We start from the raw sequence: 17,216 nt of genomic DNA on the forward strand, positions 1-17,216 counted from the left end.
GGCCCCGTACAGCACAGCTGTTGTACGGGGCCGCTCCGTTTCATCTCCATGGAGGGGCAAGGACCAGCGATGTACCAGAGCAGCGCGACGACCGCCGTACCGACCCGGCGGGCCCTACTCGGCGCGGGCGCCGGCCTGTTGACGGCCGGTCTGCTGGCGGGTTCCACCGCGCCGGCCGCCGCGAAGGAACGAACCGGTGGCGCCCACGCGGCCCTGCGCCGTCTGGAGCGGGCGCACCGGGCGCGGGTCGGCGCCTTCGCCCTCAACACTGCCACCGGCGCCACGGTCGCCTACCGCGCCGACACCCGCGTCCCCCTCTGCTCGGTCTTCAAGACCCTCGCCGTAGGGGCGGTGTTGCGCGATCTCGACCACAACGGGGAGACACTGGCCCGCCGCGTCCACTACACCGCCGCCGACCTCGTGGCCAACTCCCCCGTCACCGGCAAGCACATCGCCACCGGCATGACGATCGCCGAGCTGTGCGCCGCCGCCCTCCAGCGCAGCGACAACACCGCCGCCAACCTCCTGCTGCGCGCCCTCGGCGGCCCCACCGCCGTCACCGTCTTCGCCCGCTCCCTAGGCGACCGCACCACCCGCCTCGACCGCTGGGAGCCGGACCTGAACTCGGCCGAGCCCTGGCGCACGACGGACACCACCACCCCCGCCGCTATCGGCCACACCTACGCCCGCCTGCTCCTGGGCGACGCCCTCACGCCGCCCGACCGGAACCGGCTGACGGCATGGATGAAGGCCAACGAAACCAATACGGACCGCTTCCGCGCCGTACTGCCCCGGGACTGGGCCCTCGCCGACAAGACGGGCACCGGCTCGTACGGCACCGGCAACGACGTGGGCGTGGCCTGGACCCCGGACGGCACCCCGATCGTGCTGGCCGTGCTGACGGGCAGCGCCGAGCAGGCCGCGCCCGCCGACGATCCGCTGGTCGCGGGCGTGACGAGGGTGCTCGCGAAGACCGTGACGAGCTGAGCCACGGGGGTCCGCCGGAGCCGGGCCGGGGCCACCCGGCGAGCGGTCAGCAGCGGTCAGTGGCGTCAGTCCTGCTGCCCGTGCTTACGCATCGCGTCCTTGGTCTTCTCGCTCGCGTCCAGCCCGTGCCCGGCGGACTTCTCGGCCTTCCCCTCGGCCTGGAGCTTGCGGTTGTGCGTGGCCCGGCCGACGACTTCCTTCATGGCGCCGATGACCTGCGCGCCCTTGGCCTGCATCTTGCGCTTGGCGGTCATGGTTACCCGCTCCTCGGTCGGTCGGGATCTTCCTTGACAACCGGTCCGTGCCCGGCAGGCAGCGGGCAAAACGTGACAGCTAGGACAAAGCCCCGCCCCCGGGGGCCGGGAGCGGGGCTTTAAAGACGTACGGTGCGCCGGGCGCCTCACAGACCCCGCGCGACCTCCGTCGCCCAATACGTCAGGATCATGTTCGCCCCGGCCCGCTTGATGCCGGTCAGCGCCTCCAGGATCGCCTTGTCGCGGTCGATCCAGCCCTTCTCGGCGGCCGCCTCGATCATCGCGTACTCACCGGAGATCTGGTACGCGGCGACGGGCACGTCCACCGAGTCCGCGATCTTCGCGAGCACGTCCAGGTACGGCAGCGCCGGCTTGACCATCACCATGTCGGCGCCCTCGTCGAGGTCGAGCGCCAGCTCGCGCAGCGACTCGCGGAGGTTGGCCGGGTCCTGCTGGTAGGTCTTCCGGTCGCCCTTGAGCGAGGAGCCGACGGCCTCCCGGAAGGGCCCGTAAAAGGCGGAGGAGTATTTGGCGGTGTAGGCGAGGATCGACACGTCCTCGTGCCCGGTCTGGTCCAGGGCGTCCCTGATCACACCGACCTGGCCGTCCATCATCCCGCTGGGGCCCACGGCGTGGACGCCCGCGTCGGCCTGCACCTGCGCCATCTCGGCGTAGCGCTCCAGCGTCGCGTCGTTGTCGACCCGCCCGTCCGCGTCCAGCACGCCGCAGTGGCCATGATCGGTGTACTCGTCCAGGCACAGATCCGACATGATCACGAGGTCGTCGCCGACCTCGGCCCGCACGTCCCGGATGGCGACCTGAAGGATGCCGTCCGGATCGGTGCCCGCAGTGCCGACGGCGTCCTTCTTGGCGTCCTCGGGCACCCCGAACAGCATGATCCCGGCAACTCCGGCCTCGACCGCCTCCACGGCGGCCTTGCGCAGCGTGTCGCGGGTGTGCTGGACGACGCCCGGCATGGCGGAGATCGGCACCGGCTCGCTGATCCCCTCCCGCACGAACGCGGGCAGGATCAGGTCGGCGGGGTGCAGCCGGTGTTCGGCCACCATCCGCCGCATCGCAGGGGTGGTACGCAGCCGCCGGGGCCGCGCGCCGGGGAAGCTTCCGTACTTCGTCATACCGCCCACGCTACGCCCGCTTTGCCCCTGCCTTTGCCGACGTGTCGTCGGAGCGGACCTCAGCCCTCAGCGGCCGGTCCGAGGTCGAGCTCCGCCCATACGGTCTTGCAGGGCACCGGCCCCTCCTCGACGCCCCACCGATCCGCCAACTCCGCGACGAGCAACAGCCCGCGCCCGGACTCGGCCAGCAGACCGCCGACGTTCGGAGTGCGGACGGGCAACCGGTCACCGCGGGTGTCCGTCACTTCGATACGGAGCGTGGCGGGCGAGGTGACGACGAGACCGAGACGAAAGCACCGCCCGGCGACCCGGCCGTGCAGCACCGCATTCGCCGCCAGCTCGGCGACGAGCAACAGAGAAGGGTCGAACGGCAGCCCCCATGAGCGCAGTTGCTCGGTGGCCAGGAGCCGGGCCAGCCGTGCTCCGCGCCGGGTGGCGGAGAGCGGTACAGAGAACCGGAGCGCCGGGGCGCGGCCCGCGGCGAGCGCGGTGACGGAATTGCTGGTTGCGATTCGCTGATTCACGTCACACAGCGTGGTCGCGCGTATCTGGCCTGAGAAGGACCGGGAGCCGGACAGGCGGCAACTGTCCGGGGCGGTACGGCTCTTGTCCGGGCCCTGCGGCGTAGCGGTCACGGACGACGGACGTTGAACATGGTCAGCAAGGCGGAGGGACGTCAGGCATGAGCGAATGGGATACGGGTCCGGAGGACGAGGAAGCCGGGGCCGTGATGAAAATCGTCGGGCGGCAGCTCAAGCTGTGGCGCGAGGCGGCCGGGCTCACCCAGGCCGAATTCGGGAAAGCGATCGGGTACAGCGAGGAGTCGGTGTCCGCGGTGGAGCGCGGACGCCGGGTTCCCCAGCCGGAGTACCTGCACCTGGCCGACGAGGTACTGGGAGCCGGTGGCCGACTCGCCGCACTGAAGGAGGACGTGGCACTCGTCCGCTACCCGAAGAAGGTCCGGGACCTGAGGAAACTGGAAGCAGCGTCGGTTGAGCTGTGCTGCTACGAGAGCTCCGTCTTCAACGGCCTGCTGCAGACCGAGGCGTACGCACGAGCACTCATCGGGAGCCGCCGCCCGTTCTTCACACCACGCGAAATCGAGGAACGGGTGGCGGGCCGCATGGCCCGTCAGGAGATCCTGAACAGTTCAGAGACTCCGCCCATCTTCAGCTTTGTTCAGTGCGAGTCGACGCTGCGCCGCCCCATCGGGGGCAAACCGGTGATGCGCAGGCAGCTCGAACGGTTGCTGGAGGTAGGTCAGTTCCGGAACGTGGACCTCCAGGTACTCCCACTGGGACGGGAAGTGAACCCAGGTCTCAGCGGTTCGTTCAGCCTGCGTCGGCTGAAGGGGGGCGATACGGTCGCACACGCCGAGGTCCAGCATCTCAGCCGAGTGATCTCCGAACCACCACAGGTACAGATGCTCGACATGCGTTATGGCAGCATCCGAGCGGAAGCTCTCACACCACGTGAGTCACTGGCCTTTATCGAGAAAGTGCGGGAAGAGACATGACCCTCAAGCCTTGCTCCGGGACCGAGCGCGAACCGAACTGGGCGAAGAGCAGCTACAGCAGCGACGAGGGGGGCGAGTGCGTCGAGGTCGCGACCGCTTCCGACACCATCCTCATCCGCGACTCCAAGAACCCCGACGGCCCCCGCCTCACCTTCACCCCCACCACCTGGGCCGACTTCCTCCCGTACGCCTCCCGGCACTGACGGCAGACATGCTGAAGGGCGCCCCGAAAGAGGCGCCCTTCAGCCGTTCCAACTACTGCCTACTGCCGCTCAGCTCCGAGCCCGCCGCCGCGACCCCGGCCGCCGCTCGCTCGGCCGAGTAACCGGGTCCCCGGCCTCGATCGCGGCATCGCGCCGCGCCGCACCGAAGTCCGCGAGCGCCTCGGCCAGCTTGTGCACCGACGGCTCGGGCGACATGACGTCCACCCGCAGGCCGTGCTCCTCGGCGGTCTTGGCGGTGGCCGGGCCAATACAGGCGATCACCGTCACGTTGTGCGGCTTGCCCGCGATCCCGACCAGGTTCCGGACCGTCGACGACGAGGTGAAGAGGACGGCATCGAAACCACCGCCCTTGATGGCCTCCCGCGTCTCGGCCGGCGGCGGCGAGGCGCGCACGGTCCGGTAGGCCGTGACGTCGTCGACCTCCCAGCCCAGCTCGATCAGCCCGGCGACGAGAGTCTCCGTGGCGATGTCGGCACGCGGCAGGAAGACGCGGTCGATCGGGTCGAAGACCGGGTCGTAGGGCGGCCAGTCCTCCAGCAGCCCGGCGGCGGACTGCTCGCCGCTCGGCACCAGGTCGGGCTTCACACCGAAGGCGACCAGCGCCTTGGCGGTCTGCTCGCCGACCGCGGCGACCTTGATCCCGGCGAAGGCCCGGGCGTCCAGGCCGTACTCCTCGAACTTCTCCCGGACCGCCTTGACGGCGTTGACCGAGGTGAAGGCGATCCACTCGTAGCGGCCGGTGACCAGGCCCTTGACCGCACGTTCCATCTGCTGCGGGGTGCGCGGCGGCTCGACGGCGATCGTGGGGACCTCGTGCGACACCGCGCCGTACGAAACAAGCTGGTCGGAGAGCGAAGCGGCCTGCTCCTTGGTCCGCGGTACGAGCACCCGCCAGCCGAACAGCGGCTTGGACTCGAACCATGACAGGCGCTCGCGCTGGGCCGCGGCACTGCGCTCACCGACCACGGCTATGACCGGCTGGCCGCCGTCCGCCGACGGCAGCACCTTCGCGGCCTTCAGCACCTGGGCGACCGACCCGAGGGTGGCGGTCCAGGTGCGCTGGCGGGTGGTGGTGCCGGCGACCGTGACGGTCAGCGGGGTGTCCGGCTTGCGGCCGGCGGACACCAGCTCACCGGCGGCCGCGGCCACCGAGTCGAGGCTGGTGGAGACCACGGCGGTGGCATCGCTGGCACCGACCTCGGTCCAGCAGCGCTCATCGGCCGTCCGGGCGTCGATGAACCGCACATCGGTGCCGTGGGCGTCCCGCAGCGGCACCCCGGCGTACGCGGGCACGCCGACGGCCGCGGCGATGCCGGGTACCACCTCGAAGGCGATGCCCTCCGCGGCGCAGGCCAGCATCTCCTCGGCGACGTAACCGTCCAGGCCGGGGTCCCCGGTGACGGCACGTACGACCCGCTTGCCCGCACGGGCCGCCGCCATGACAAGATTGGCGGTGTCGCGAAGCGCCGGTACGTCCGCAGGGATTGACGCCTCGTCAGCTGATGCCTGCAGCGGTGTGTCGACCTGTGCGCGGGCATGCACGCGCACGACGTCCAGCACCTGCGGGTCGGCGATCAAGACGTCCGCGGAGGCCAGCGCCTCGACGGCACGCAGCGTCAGCAAGCCCGGGTCTCCCGGCCCGGCACCCAGGAAGGTGACCTGACCGGAGGCGAAGTGGTTTGGGGCGGTGGGGTTCAAAGTGCTCGCTCCCCCATAAGACCGGCCGCACCCTTTGCGAGCATCTCGGCGGCGAGTTCACGGCCCAGCTTCAGCGGGACCGACGCGTCGTCGGGAGTGGCGGGTGCGTGCCCGGTGGTGGACAAGTGCACCAGCGTGCTGCCGTCGGTCGTGCCGACGACACCGCGCAGATGCAGTTCGGTGACAGCCTGTTCGTCAGCCTTGGGGCCTCCCCTGCTCGAACGAAGTCGAGAGCTTGGGGAAAAGTCGGCCAGTGCCCCGACGGGTGCGGAGCAGCCGGCCTCCAGGGCGGCGAGCAGGGAGCGCTCGGCGGTCACGGCGGCCCGGGTGTCCGGGTCGTCGAGCTCGGCGAGCTGTGCGGCGAGGTCTGCGTTGACCGCAGCGCACTCGATCGCCAGTGCCCCCTGGCCGGGGGCGGGCAAAACCACGTCGGGCGACAGCAGCTGCGTCGCCACGTCGATGCGGCCGATACGGGTGAGTCCGGCGGCGGCCAGCACGACCGCGTCCAGCTCGCCCTTTTCGACGAAGCCGATGCGGGTGTCGATGTTCCCGCGTATCGGCACGGCCTCCACGCTCCGGCCCAGCGACCTGGCCCAGGCGTTGAGCTGCGCCATCCGCCGGGGGGAACCGGTCCCCACCCGGGCACCGTCGGGGAGCTCCTCGAAGGTGAGCCCGTCCCTGGCGATCAGCGCGTCGCGAGGGTCTTCCCGTACGGGTATGGCCGCAAGGGTCAGGTCGTCGGGCTGGGCGGTGGGCAGGTCCTTGAGCGAGTGGACGGCGAAGTCGATCTCACCGCTGAGCAGCGCGTCGCGCAGCGCGGAGACGAACACGCCGGTGCCGCCGATCTGCGCGAGGTGCTCCCGGGAGGTGTCGCCGTAGGTGGTGATCTCCACCAGCTCGACGGGGCGGCCGGTCAGTGCGCGCACCGCCTCGGCGACCTGCCCGGACTGGGCCATGGCGAGCTTGCTGCGCCGGGTGCCCAGCCGCAGCGCTCTTGTGGTGCTGTCGTTCATGCCCGCTCCCGTGCATCACGCGTGTCGGCCCGGCTGACGGCGGCGACCGTCTCCGGGTCGAGGTCGAAAAGTTCCCGCAGTGCGTCCGCGTACCCGGCGCCGCCGGGCTCGCTGGCGAGCTGCTTGACCCGCACGGTGGGCGCGTGCAGCAGCTTGTCGACGACCCGGCGCACGGTCTGGGTGATCTCGGCGCGCTGCTTGTCGTCCAGGTCGGGAAGGCGGCCGTCGAGCCGGGCGATCTCGCTGCTGACGACGTCTGCGGCCATGGTGCGCAGGGCGACCACGGTGGGGGTGATGTGCGCGGCCCGCTGGGCCGCGCCGAACGCGGCGACCTCGTCGGAGACGATGCCGCGCACCTTGTCCACGTCGGCCGCCATCGGCGCGTCCGCGGACGCGTCGGCCAGCGATTCGATGTCGACGAGGTGCACGCCCTCGATCCGGTGCGCCGCGGCATCTATGTCCCGCGGCATCGCGAGGTCGAGCAGCGCCAGCGGCGCCGTGTTCCCCTCGCGCGCGGCCGCGACCATCTCACCGGCGAGGACCAGGCCGGTCGCGCCGGTGCAGGACACCACGATGTCGGCGAGTGCCAGCTCCTGCGGGACCGAGGTCATCGCCACCGCGCGGGCGCCGAGGCCGGTGGCCGCGCCGGGTCCGCCCGGCTCGGTGAGGAGCTGGACGAGCCGCTCGGCCCGCTCGACGGTGCGGTTGGCGATGGCCAGCTCACCGACACCGGCCCGGACCAGGGTGGTGGCGGCCAGCGACGACATCGAGCCGGCGCCGATGACCAGCGCCCGCTTGCCGTGGGCCCAGCTCTCGACGTCCCGGCCGGCCGCGAGCTGCTCCAGCCCGAAGGTGACCAGCGACTGGCCGGCCTTGTCGATACCGGTCTCGCTGTGGGCGCGCTTGCCGACCCGCAGGGCCTGCTGGAACAGGTCGTTCAGCAGCCGGCCCGCGGTGTGCAGCTCCTGGGCGACGGCCAGCGCGTCCTTGATCTGCCCGAGGATCTGGCCCTCGCCGACGACCATCGAGTCCAGGCCGCAGGCCACCGAGAAGAGGTGGTGGACGGCACGGTCCTCGTAGTGGACGTAGAGATAAGGGGTGAGCTCCTCCAGACCGGCGCCGCTGTGCCGGGCCAGGAGGTTGGACAGCTCGGCGACACCGGCGTGGAACTTGTCCACGTCGGCGTACAGCTCGATGCGGTTGCAGGTGGAGAGCACCGAGGCCTCGGTGACCGGCTCGGCCGACACCGCGTCCTGCAGCAGCTTGCCGCGCGCCTCCGGAACGAGGGCGGCCCGCTCCAGCACGCTCACCGGCGCGCTGCGATGGCTCAGCCCGACGACCAGCAGACTCATGCGTGCACCTCGCTTCGCGAGGCACAGCCTTCGCCTGTGACACACCTTTCCACGGTGTGCTCGCTGCGCTCGCTCATGCCGGCATCACGGCGGGTACGTCCCCGTCCGGTCCCTTGCGGTCGCCTGCGACGGCAGCGGCGGCACGGGTGGCAACCGGGGCACCACCGTCGGGCCCGGCCTCCTCACCCGCCTTGCGCTGCTCGTGGAAGGCGAGGATCTGCAGTTCTATCGACAGGTCGACCTTGCGGACGTCCACCCCGTCGGGGACGGTCAGCACGGTCGGCGCAAAGTTCAGGATCGAGGTGACACCGGCGGCGACCAGGCGGTCACAGACCTGCTGGGCGGCACCGGCCGGCGTGGCGATGACACCGATCGAGACGCCGTTGCTCTCGATGATGTGCTCCAGCTCGTCCGTGTGCTGGACCCCGATGCCCGCGACGGGCTTGCCGGCCATGGCCGGGTCGGCGTCGATCAGCGCGGCGACGCGGAAGCCACGGGAGGCGAAGCCGCCGTAGTTGGCGAGCGCGGCGCCGAGGTTACCGATACCGACGATCACAACCGGCCAGTCCTGGGTCAGCCCCAGCTCGCGCGAGATCTGGTAGACGAGGTACTCGACGTCGTAGCCGACGCCGCGGGTCCCGTACGAGCCGAGGTAGGAGAAGTCCTTGCGCAGCTTGGCGGAATTGACCCCCGCCGCGGCCGCGAGTTCCTCGGAGGAGACCGTGGGTACCGAACGCTCGGAGAGCGCGGTCAGGGCACGCAGATACAGCGGGAGACGGGCGACGGTGGCCTCGGGAATGCCTCGGCTTCGGGTCGCCGGTCGGTGAGTTCGGCCAGTTGCCACGGTGCTCCTGCGGGTAGAGCGGGGCTGCGGGCGACCGTATGGAACCCGACCGCCCTGTCCTCTGCAGGCTATGTCTTTGTGAACGCGTGCACAAAGATGGTGTCCGTTTTGCCCGGCCAAAGTGATGGGTGTCACGCGGCTTTTACAGGCCTTCGCGGAACCAACTCCCGCGTCCTGCCGTTCGCTCGCGCCACCCGTCTCACCAGGTAGCACTGACGGGAGCACGCGCCCTCACTCCTCACGGCCATACCCCCGGAAATCTACAAATCGCCCATCGATGGTAAGCGACCCGGACCCGCCGGAGGCACGCCGCGAAATCGGGCCCGACGGGCCCACCGCTGCCCACAGGCCGTACCCGAGCCCCGCCGCGACCCGGCACAATGACTCCATGGCCCCGTTCAGCCCGTTCAGCCGCAGCCCCCGTAAGAGCCCCGCCGACCGGATGGTCACCCTCGTCGGCAAGCCGGGCTGCCACCTCTGCGACGACGCCCAGGCCGTGATCGAGAAGGTCTGCGCCGAGACCGGCGCGTCCTGGGAAAAGAAAGACATCACCGAGGACCCCGAGCTGCACCGCAAGTACTGGGAGCAGATTCCGGTCATCCTCGTCGACGGCGCCCAGCACGACTTCTGGCGCGTCGACCCGAAACGCCTGCGTACGGCCCTGGGCGCCTGAGCCCGGCCCACGCCCCACCACCCGGGAACACCCCCTCCCCGCCACATCGCAGCCCACCCGCGGAATACCCCCTCCCCCCGCCACGGTTTAGGCCCACAGGGGGCCCTTCTTCCCCCTACGGGAAGTGTTCGCCCGCCCCCTACGGCCCCACAGAGGTGGCCGTAATGGAGCCTTCCCCCTCTCCAGGCCCTCCTGACACGCGCCCGTAACCGGCTGCACCGAACAAACTGGCTACGCTGTCGGCATGTCGCCCGCTCGCCGATCCGTCTGGATGCCCTCCGGGGCGCTCTTCGACCTGGGCTGGGTCCCCCGCCGCCGACGCCCCGCCACGGCCCGCAGCGTGCTGGCCGGCGAGGCCGCGGCCGAGGCCGCCCGCAAGTCCACCCAGGACGCGCCGCCCGTCGAGGAGGCCCCGGCCGAGCCCGAGTTCCCGGTCGTCGGGGACACGGCCGCCGCCGCCTTCTTCGACCTCGACAACACCGTCATGCAGGGCGCCGCGCTCTTCCACTTCGGCCGCGGCCTGTACAAGCGGCACTTCTTCCACAAGCGCGATCTGGCCCGCTTCGCCTGGCAGCAGATCTACTTCCGGCTGGCCGGCTCGGAGAACCCCGAGCACATGGCGGACGTCCGCAACAGCGCGCTCTCCATCGTCCAGGGCCATCGCGTCGCCGAATTGATGTCGATCGGCGAGGAGATCTACGACGAGTACATGGCCGAGCGGGTCTGGCCGGGCACCCGCGCCCTGGCCCAGGCCCACCTCGACGCGGGCCAGAAGGTCTGGCTGGTGACCGCCGCCCCCGTGGAGACCGCGACGATCATCGCCCGCCGCCTCGGCCTGACCGGCGCGCTGGGCACCGTCGCCGAGTCCGTCGGGGGCGTCTACACGGGCAAGCTGGTCGGCGAGCCGCTGCACGGCCCGGCCAAGGCCGAGGCGGTCCGCGCGCTGGCGGCCGCCGAGGGCCTGGACCTCTCGCACTGCGCCGCCTACAGCGACTCCGCCAACGACATCCCGATGCTGTCGCTCGTGGGCCACCCCTACGCGATCAACCCGGACAGCCGCCTGCGCAAGCACGCCCGGGAGCAGGGCTGGCGGCTGCGCGACTACCGGACCGGCCGGAAAGCGGCCAAGATCGGCATCCCCGCCGCGGCCGGCGTGGGCGCCCTCGCGGGCGGCGCCGCGGCCGCCGTCGCGCTCCAGCGCCGACGCCGCTGACCAGGCCTGATCACCGAGCGGCACGGCGAGCCATCCCCTGTCTCTACCCCCTCCGCCGCCCGCTCAGTCACATTGCTGCCGGTTAGCCACAACACGCCCTCCAACCAGGCAGATTGCGTTCCCTTCCGATCAATAGTTGCTCAGTAATCGATACTTGATCTGCAACCAACCCGGCACGGACCGTAAGTAATCGATGATTTGAGCAACTGGGTGTAGCGCTGCCTGTACGAAGCGTTATTCTCCTCAGACGCAATCCGGAACCCACACGTCCCTACGACGAGTGAACGGTCCCGCACTGCACGTGATGGAAGCTCTGCCTCTGGGAGTCCCGTGTACCCACACGTCGGGGTTGACGCCTCGGGCCTGGCTACGCTGCGCACGACACTCGTCGACCACCTGCGCAGTTTCGTCCCCACCGCGTACGCCGTCCCCGCATTCGCCTCAGCCGTCCCCGCCGCCGGACCCTGCTACGCCCTGGCCGACGGGAGTGCTGCGGTCGGCAAGGCCGCCGGCAGAACCCGCCGCTCAGGCACCGGCACGACCACCGCCCGTCGCCCCGCCGACAGCGACAGCCGTCGCATGATGGACCTCGTCGAACGGGCCCAGGCCGGCGAGGCCGAAGCCTTCGGCCGCCTCTACGACCAGTACGCCGACACGGTCTACCGCTACATCTATTACCGCGTGGGAGGCCGTGCCACGGCCGAGGACCTCACGAGCGAGACCTTTCTGCGCGCCCTGCGCCGCATCGGCACGTTCACCTGGCAGGGCCGCGATTTCGGCGCCTGGCTGGTGACCATCGCCCGCAATCTGGTCGCCGACCACTTCAAGTCCTCCCGCTTCCGCCTGGAAGTCACCACCGGAGAGATGCTCGACGCCAACGAGGTCGAGCGCAGCCCCGAGGACTCCGTCCTCGAATCCCTCTCCAACGCCGCCCTGTTGGAGGCGGTACGCAAGCTCAACCCCCAGCAGCAGGAGTGCGTCACGCTGCGCTTTCTGCAGGGCCTCTCGGTCGCCGAGACCGCCCGTGTCATGGGCAAGAACGAGGGCGCGATCAAGACCCTCCAGTACCGCGCCGTCCGCACCCTGGCGCGGCTGCTCCCCGAAGACGCCCGCTGACCGACCCCTATCCGCAAAATCGACGCCCCGCCCCACGCCCTCTTCCGCCTACGCTTGGTGATCTTCCATAACCGGTCGGTCAGATCATCGTGAGTGCGTAACCCGAGTGCCGCGCCGCTCGTTGTGCGGAATGCAGGCTCCATGCGGTCACGCCATGCCCGCTGCCTCTCACTCGATCGAGTGGCTGCGGACAGCTGCGTGCAACCGTCCGGTCCGTCTGGACAGTCAAAGCCAGTCCGGGGAGTCGAGCGGGATGACGAGAGGAGGTGCCGCCCGTGATCGCGAATGTCTCGGTGCACCGGCGGGCCAACGCCTTCGCCCAGACCCTGGAGGAGCAGGTCCTCGAGGGCACGGCGGCCGAGGACCAGGTCGAACCGGCGCAAGCGCCGGGCGAAGCACGGCTGTTGGCGGTCGCCGACGGCCTCGGGAGACTCCCGAGGCCGGAGATGGCCGCCGAGGTCAAGACTGTCCAGCGCGCCCAGCTCATCGCCGCGATGGAGGCCGCCTTCGCCGAAGGCGCCCCGTCCGACGGTGCCAGGGTGCCCGAGCAGCGCGAACACAAGGGCGCGCACCGCGCCACCAAATCGATGGGCCGGCTGCGCCCGCGCTCCCGCCTCTCCAAGGGGCTGGCAGCGGGCGGGCTGACGGTCGGCGTCGCCGCCGGGGCGTTCACCGGCGTCGCCGCGGCCAGCTCCGACGCCCTCCCCGGCGACTCCCTCTACGGCCTCAAGCGCGGCATGGAGGACCTCAAGCTCGGCATGGCCGACGACGACTCCGCCCGCGGCCGGCTCTATCTCGACCAGGCCTCCACCCGCATGATGGAGGTCCGCCGTCTGATGGAGCGCGCCCGGCTCGCCGACCTCGACCACGAATCGCTCGGCGAGATCCGCAAGGCGCTCGCGGGTGTCACCCATGACGCGGGCGAGGGCCACCGCCTGCTGCACCAGGCCTATGAGCGCGATGGCTCGCTCGACCCCATCCAGGCGCTGAACTCCTTCACCAAGTCGCACCGCGGCACCTGGTCACAGCTGCGCGACAAGCTCCCGGTGCAGCTGATGGACGTCCGCGACAAGGTCAGCTCGGTCTTCGACGCCATAGACCAAGAGGTCGGTCCGCTCCGCTCGCTGCTGCCGCCCACCCAGGCCGGCAAGCATCACCACCGCAACACGCCCGGCTCCGCGGGCGGGGGCTCCAGCTCCGCCGGCCACCCGGCACCCTCCGGCAGCAAGACCTCCTCCGGCAGGCACTCCGGTGGCGCGCACGCCCCCCGCCCGTCGGCCTCACCGTCCCAGGACGACGGTCTGCTCGGCGGCAGTACGGGCGGCCTGCTCGACCCGCCGTCCAAGAGCGGCAGCCCGTCCCCGCACCGCGGCCACCACGGCAAGGACAGCGGTGGCCAGCCCGACGTCACCCTCCCGCCGCTGATCCCGGGGCTGCTTCCCGGACTGGGCATCGACGGCGAGGATCTCCCGAAGTAGCGAAACGCTCCGTGCCCCGCGCTCGGTGTTCTTCCGATTCCCTCAGAAGAACACCGAGCGTCGCTGCACCAGCAGCTTGTAGAGGGTGTGCTGAATCGTTTCGCGCACCTGATCGGTCAGATTGAACATCAGCATCGGATCGTCCGCCGCCTCCGGCGGATAGCCGACCGTCGGAATCGGCTCACCGAACTGGATCGTCCATTTCGTCGGCAGCGGCACCGCTCCCAGCGGCCCCAGCCAGGGGAACGTCGGCGTGAGCGGGAAATACGGCAGCCCGAGCACCCGCGCCAGCGTCTTGGCGTTCCCGAGCATCGGGTAGATCTCCTCCGCGCCCACGATCGAGCACGGCACGATCGGCACCCCGGCCTTCAGCGCCGTCGAGACGAACCCGCCCCGCCCGAAGCGCTGCAGCTTGTAGCGGTCCGAGAACGGCTTGCCGATGCCCTTGAAGCCCTCCGGCATCACCCCCACGATCTCGCCACGCTCCAGCAGCCGCTGGGCGTCCTCCGCACAGGCGAGGGTGTGCCCGGCCTTGCGCGCCAGCTCGTTTATCACCGGCAGGACGAACACCAAATCGGCCGCCAGCAGCCGCAGATGACGCTGCGCCGGGTGATTGTCGTGCACCCCGACCTGGAGCATCAGGCCGTCGAGCGGCAGCGTCCCGGAGTGGTTGGCGACGATCAGCGCACCGCCTTCGGACGGGATGTTCTCCACGCCCTTCACCTCGACCCGGAAGTACTTCTCGTAGAAGGGCCGCAGCAGCGACATCAGGACCTGGTCGGTCAGCTCCTCGTCGTACCCGAAGTCATCGACCTCGTACTCGCCGGTGATCCGCCGGCGCAGGAAGGCCAGCCCGCCCGCGATCCGCTCGTCCAGGGACCGCGGGCGCGAGGGCGGGGGTGCCGCCGGCGGGTGCTCGGTGCGCGCCTCCGGTACGGGCGCCAGCGCCGTACCGCGTCCCGTGCGGGCCCGCCTGGCCTTCCTGCGCGCCCGGGGCTCCTCGCCGAAGGGAATGACCTTGGCGTCCGCCATGGTGGGTGAACTCCTCACTGGCTCAGGCCGCCGCGTGCGGGGAGCACGCCGGCGAGCCGGTCGACGGTGCGGGCGAGGGACTCGGGCGGCAGCAGCCCGGGTCCGCGACTGCGGGCGAATTCCGCGAAGGTCTCCGCCGTCGTGTACTTCGGACGGAACCCCAGTGTCTCGCGCATCTGCGTCGTCTCGACGACCCTGCCGTGCGTGAGCAGCCGGATCTGCTCCGGCGAGAAGTCCGTGATGCCGATGGACCGCAGCGCCGTACCGGCCCACGTCACCGTCGGCAGGAGCAGCGGGACGGTGGGCCGCCCCAGCCGCCGGGAGGTCTGCGAGAGCAGCAGCACGCCGTCCCCGGCGATGTTGAACGTGCCGCTGTTGAGCGTGCCGCGGCGCGGCGCGGCAGCGGCGATCCGCAGCACCTCGATGGCGTCGTCCTCATGGACGAACTGGAGCCGCGGGTCGTAGCCCAGGACGGTGGGCCACACCGGCAGCGAGAAGTACTCGGCGAGCGGGGAATCCGCGCACGGCCCGAGAATATTGGCGAAGCGCAGGACACACACCGCCACGTCGGGACGGCGCCGCGCGAAGCCGCGGACATATCCCTCGACCTCGACGACGTCCTTGGCGAAGCCACCACTGGGCAGCGACTTCGGCGTGGTGGTCTCGGTGAAGACGGCCGGGTCCCGGGGCGCGGAGCCATAGACGCTGGTGCTGGACTTGATGACCAGCCGCTGCACATTCGGGGCCTTCTGGCAGGCGCCGAGGAGCTGCATCGTCCCGATGACATTGGTTTCCTTCACCGAGGCGCGGCCACCGCGCTTGCCCAACGGCGTGCCGTTGATGTCCATATGGATGACGGTGTCGACGCCCGTCTCGGCCAGGACCCTGGCAATGGTCGGATGCCGGATATCGGCCTTGAGGAATTCCGCGCCGCCCAGATGGTGTTCCGGTGGCACGGCGTCGACCCCGATCACCCGGTCGACGTCGGGATCACGCTGGATGCGGCGTACGAACCGCCCGCCCAGCTGCCGTGCGACTCCGGTGACGAGCACGACCTTGCCCAAGATCAGGCCTTCCTTCCCGCCGCGACTTCCGCCCTAGCCGAGCTGTGCGGACCACGCTATCGGGTCGGTGTTGCGCGGTGATGACCACAGGATGCCCGCGGCGACATTTCCGTCCGACCACCGTCCATACGGCCCACAACGCACCGCAGCCCCCGATCGCACCAAGGCGATGGGGGGCTGCGAATTCGCGATCAGCGTCGCTTACTTCTTGTTACGACGCTGAACACGGGTGCGCTTGAGCAGCTTGCGGTGCTTCTTCTTCGCCATCCGCTTGCGCCGCTTCTTGATAACAGAGCCCACGACTACCCTCGCTCACTTCGAATACTCGGTGCGGGGCGTCCGAGCCCACACTACCTACATCGGGCCAGCCTACCCGGCGCCGGGCGAACGGCGTAATCCGAGGGTCGGCAAAGGTCCCGTCAGGCCGATTCCACCCCCACAAAGGACTCCCGGAGATAGTCGTGAACCGCCTGCTCCGGAACCCGGAAAGACCTCCCCACGCGAATCGCGGGCAGATGACCGCTGTGCACCAGCCGGTACACGGTCATCTTGGACACCCGCATCACCGTGGCGACTTCCGCCACGGTCAGGAACACAACCTCGTTCAGAGGCCTCTGGTCTGCAGCCATGCCACACCTGCACCTTCCGCATAAGACGGACACCGGCTTCCCCTCCGGTGACTCTTCGTCGCCATGCGCTCACTCCCCAGATTAGGGGCGGGTGATGCGAGTGGGGAAGAGGAGCAGCGAACAGCCGCCTATCGGGACAGACTCGCCCGATTGAGTACATACCGCGCCAGCGGCCGATAGGACGCCGGCCGCGCGGCGTCGTCGAGCGGCACCACTTCGCAGACCCGTCCCTCGGCCTGGCCGACGAACAGCGCCGGGTCGTCCGTATCCGCCAGCCCGATCGCCTCGATACCCAGCTGACCTGCCCCGCAGACCCAGCCGTGGTCCCCGATCACCAGCCCCGGCAGCGGCCCCGAAGCGTCCGCCGCGGCCGCAAGTACGGTCCGCACGGGGAGCGGCGAGTGGGTGTGCACGCCCCCCACCGCGGGCGCGCCCCGCACGCCCGCTTCTCGCATCAGCGCGACTCCTCGTACGTAGTCGAGTGTGCAGGTACGTACGCCGAACCGGGTCGCTATGTCGACACGGACGCCATACGCCGAGGTGAGAACGGGGCAGCCCGCCGACGAGAGAGCGTCTGCGAGGGCGGCGTAGAACCCCAGCAGCCGGTGCGGATGGCCGGTGCCGAGCAGCACCGGGACCCGCCGGCGCGCCGCCTCGGCCAGCCGGTCGGCGAACCGGTCCAGCGCCGCGATCGTGCGGTCGGGATCGACCACATCCGGGCCGGAAGTGTGCGCGGGATCGACCGAAACCCCGCACTTCTGCCCCATCAGTCGCAGTACTTCACCCAGCGGCCAGTCCCGTTCGGGATCCAGCCCCAGCAGCACCCGCGGGTCACGTGCCGCGAAGAGCCGGTAGCGCGCCAGACTCTTCTCCCGCAGGGTCGCGATCGTCCCCGCGAGCCGCGCCTCGATCAGATGCGCCCGCAGCGCACCGGTAGCCAACACGCGACCCATACTGTCCGGTTGGTCGGCCTACGGGTGCCCCGAC

Annotated in this window: 19 protein-coding genes; 7 read left to right on the forward strand and 12 right to left on the reverse strand. The window is 70.4% G+C overall.

Features of this window, described 5'->3' with window-relative positions; all coding sequences use genetic code 11:
- Positions 1-69: 69 nt before the first annotated feature.
- Entirely contained in the window at positions 70-987 is a 918-nt protein-coding gene (bla, locus tag BKA18_RS16760) for a class A beta-lactamase (protein ID WP_366048223.1), read from the forward strand.
- Between the two features lie 65 nt (positions 988-1,052).
- On the opposite strand, the gene BKA18_RS16765 is transcribed toward bla, so the two are convergent.
- The 3 genes from BKA18_RS16765 to BKA18_RS16775 all read right to left on the reverse strand — a co-directional run bounded on the left by BKA18_RS16765 (position 1,053) and on the right by BKA18_RS16775 (position 2,901).
- Positions 1,053-1,241 carry a CsbD family protein gene (locus BKA18_RS16765; RefSeq protein ID WP_366048222.1) on the reverse strand — a complete coding sequence of 63 codons (189 nt, stop codon included), beginning with the start codon at positions 1,239-1,241 and terminating at the stop codon, positions 1,053-1,055.
- 146 nt (positions 1,242-1,387) lie between these two features.
- The gene (hemB, locus tag BKA18_RS16770; RefSeq protein WP_366048221.1) at positions 1,388-2,377 is read right to left on the reverse strand and encodes a porphobilinogen synthase; all 990 of its coding nucleotides are present in this window, start codon (positions 2,375-2,377) and stop codon (positions 1,388-1,390) included.
- A gap of 59 nt (positions 2,378-2,436) precedes the next feature.
- Complete coding sequence (locus BKA18_RS16775; protein WP_429638339.1) at positions 2,437-2,901, reverse strand: ATP-binding protein; 465 nt, start codon at positions 2,899-2,901, stop codon at positions 2,437-2,439.
- A 158-nt stretch (positions 2,902-3,059) separates the two neighbouring features.
- Between BKA18_RS16775 and BKA18_RS16780 the strand changes: the two genes are divergently transcribed.
- Positions 3,060-3,893, forward strand: a complete 834-nt coding sequence (locus BKA18_RS16780) for a helix-turn-helix domain-containing protein (RefSeq protein WP_006604752.1) — start codon at positions 3,060-3,062, stop codon at positions 3,891-3,893.
- On the forward strand, positions 3,890-4,096 hold the full coding sequence (locus BKA18_RS16785) for a DUF397 domain-containing protein (protein ID WP_366048220.1): 207 nt from the start codon (positions 3,890-3,892) through the stop codon (positions 4,094-4,096). The genes BKA18_RS16780 and BKA18_RS16785 overlap by 4 nt, the downstream gene beginning before the upstream one ends.
- Positions 4,097-4,165: 69 nt before the next feature.
- On the opposite strand, the gene BKA18_RS16790 is transcribed toward BKA18_RS16785, so the two are convergent.
- The 4 genes from BKA18_RS16790 to BKA18_RS16805 form a co-directional block, all read right to left on the reverse strand.
- Entirely contained in the window at positions 4,166-5,815 is a 1,650-nt protein-coding gene (locus BKA18_RS16790; protein ID WP_211823454.1) for a bifunctional uroporphyrinogen-III C-methyltransferase/uroporphyrinogen-III synthase, read from the reverse strand.
- Entirely contained in the window at positions 5,812-6,828 is a 1,017-nt protein-coding gene (hemC, locus tag BKA18_RS16795) for a hydroxymethylbilane synthase (RefSeq protein ID WP_366048219.1), read from the reverse strand. The genes BKA18_RS16790 and hemC overlap by 4 nt, the downstream gene beginning before the upstream one ends.
- On the reverse strand, positions 6,825-8,180 hold the full coding sequence (locus BKA18_RS16800; protein ID WP_366048218.1) for a glutamyl-tRNA reductase: 1,356 nt from the start codon (positions 8,178-8,180) through the stop codon (positions 6,825-6,827). Before BKA18_RS16800 ends, hemC begins: the two co-directional genes overlap by 4 nt.
- A gap of 73 nt (positions 8,181-8,253) precedes the next feature.
- Positions 8,254-9,024, reverse strand: a complete 771-nt coding sequence (locus BKA18_RS16805; protein WP_006604748.1) for a redox-sensing transcriptional repressor Rex — start codon at positions 9,022-9,024, stop codon at positions 8,254-8,256.
- Between the two features lie 388 nt (positions 9,025-9,412).
- Between BKA18_RS16805 and BKA18_RS16810 the strand changes: the two genes are divergently transcribed.
- The 4 genes from BKA18_RS16810 to BKA18_RS16825 all read left to right on the forward strand — a co-directional run bounded on the left by BKA18_RS16810 (position 9,413) and on the right by BKA18_RS16825 (position 13,504).
- Positions 9,413-9,697, forward strand: a complete 285-nt coding sequence (locus BKA18_RS16810) for a glutaredoxin family protein (RefSeq protein ID WP_006604747.1) — start codon at positions 9,413-9,415, stop codon at positions 9,695-9,697.
- Between the two features lie 271 nt (positions 9,698-9,968).
- A complete protein-coding gene (locus tag BKA18_RS16815) occupies positions 9,969-10,910 on the forward strand; it encodes an HAD family hydrolase (RefSeq protein ID WP_006604746.1) in 942 nt (313 codons plus the stop codon).
- Positions 10,911-11,240: 330 nt separating this feature from the next.
- On the forward strand, positions 11,241-12,026 hold the full coding sequence (locus tag BKA18_RS16820) for an ECF subfamily RNA polymerase sigma factor, BldN family (protein ID WP_006604745.1): 786 nt from the start codon (positions 11,241-11,243) through the stop codon (positions 12,024-12,026).
- Between the two features lie 275 nt (positions 12,027-12,301).
- Positions 12,302-13,504 (forward strand): DUF5667 domain-containing protein, encoded by a 1,203-nt coding sequence (locus BKA18_RS16825; protein ID WP_366048217.1) that lies wholly within the window; start codon positions 12,302-12,304, stop codon positions 13,502-13,504.
- Positions 13,505-13,546: 42 nt separating this feature from the next.
- On the opposite strand, the gene BKA18_RS16830 is transcribed toward BKA18_RS16825, so the two are convergent.
- The 5 genes from BKA18_RS16830 to BKA18_RS16850 all read right to left on the reverse strand — a co-directional run bounded on the left by BKA18_RS16830 (position 13,547) and on the right by BKA18_RS16850 (position 17,173).
- Positions 13,547-14,536 (reverse strand): lysophospholipid acyltransferase family protein, encoded by a 990-nt coding sequence (locus BKA18_RS16830; RefSeq protein WP_366048216.1) that lies wholly within the window; start codon positions 14,534-14,536, stop codon positions 13,547-13,549.
- A 14-nt stretch (positions 14,537-14,550) separates the two neighbouring features.
- Positions 14,551-15,600 carry an NAD-dependent epimerase/dehydratase family protein gene (locus BKA18_RS16835; protein ID WP_366048215.1) on the reverse strand — a complete coding sequence of 350 codons (1,050 nt, stop codon included), beginning with the start codon at positions 15,598-15,600 and terminating at the stop codon, positions 14,551-14,553.
- 201 nt (positions 15,601-15,801) lie between these two features.
- Entirely contained in the window at positions 15,802-15,900 is a 99-nt protein-coding gene (locus BKA18_RS16840) for a 30S ribosomal protein bS22 (RefSeq protein ID WP_003948845.1), read from the reverse strand.
- Between the two features lie 119 nt (positions 15,901-16,019).
- Positions 16,020-16,229, reverse strand: coding sequence for a helix-turn-helix domain-containing protein (locus tag BKA18_RS16845; protein ID WP_006604741.1), 210 nt, complete (start codon positions 16,227-16,229; stop codon positions 16,020-16,022).
- Between the two features lie 128 nt (positions 16,230-16,357).
- Complete coding sequence (locus tag BKA18_RS16850; RefSeq protein ID WP_366048214.1) at positions 16,358-17,173, reverse strand: phosphatase; 816 nt, start codon at positions 17,171-17,173, stop codon at positions 16,358-16,360.
- Between the last annotated feature and the right edge of the window lie 43 nt (positions 17,174-17,216).

It is taken from the genome of Streptomyces auratus (genome assembly GCF_050433025.1).
Classification (GTDB): Bacteria; Actinomycetota; Actinomycetes; order Streptomycetales; family Streptomycetaceae; genus Streptomyces; species Streptomyces sioyaensis.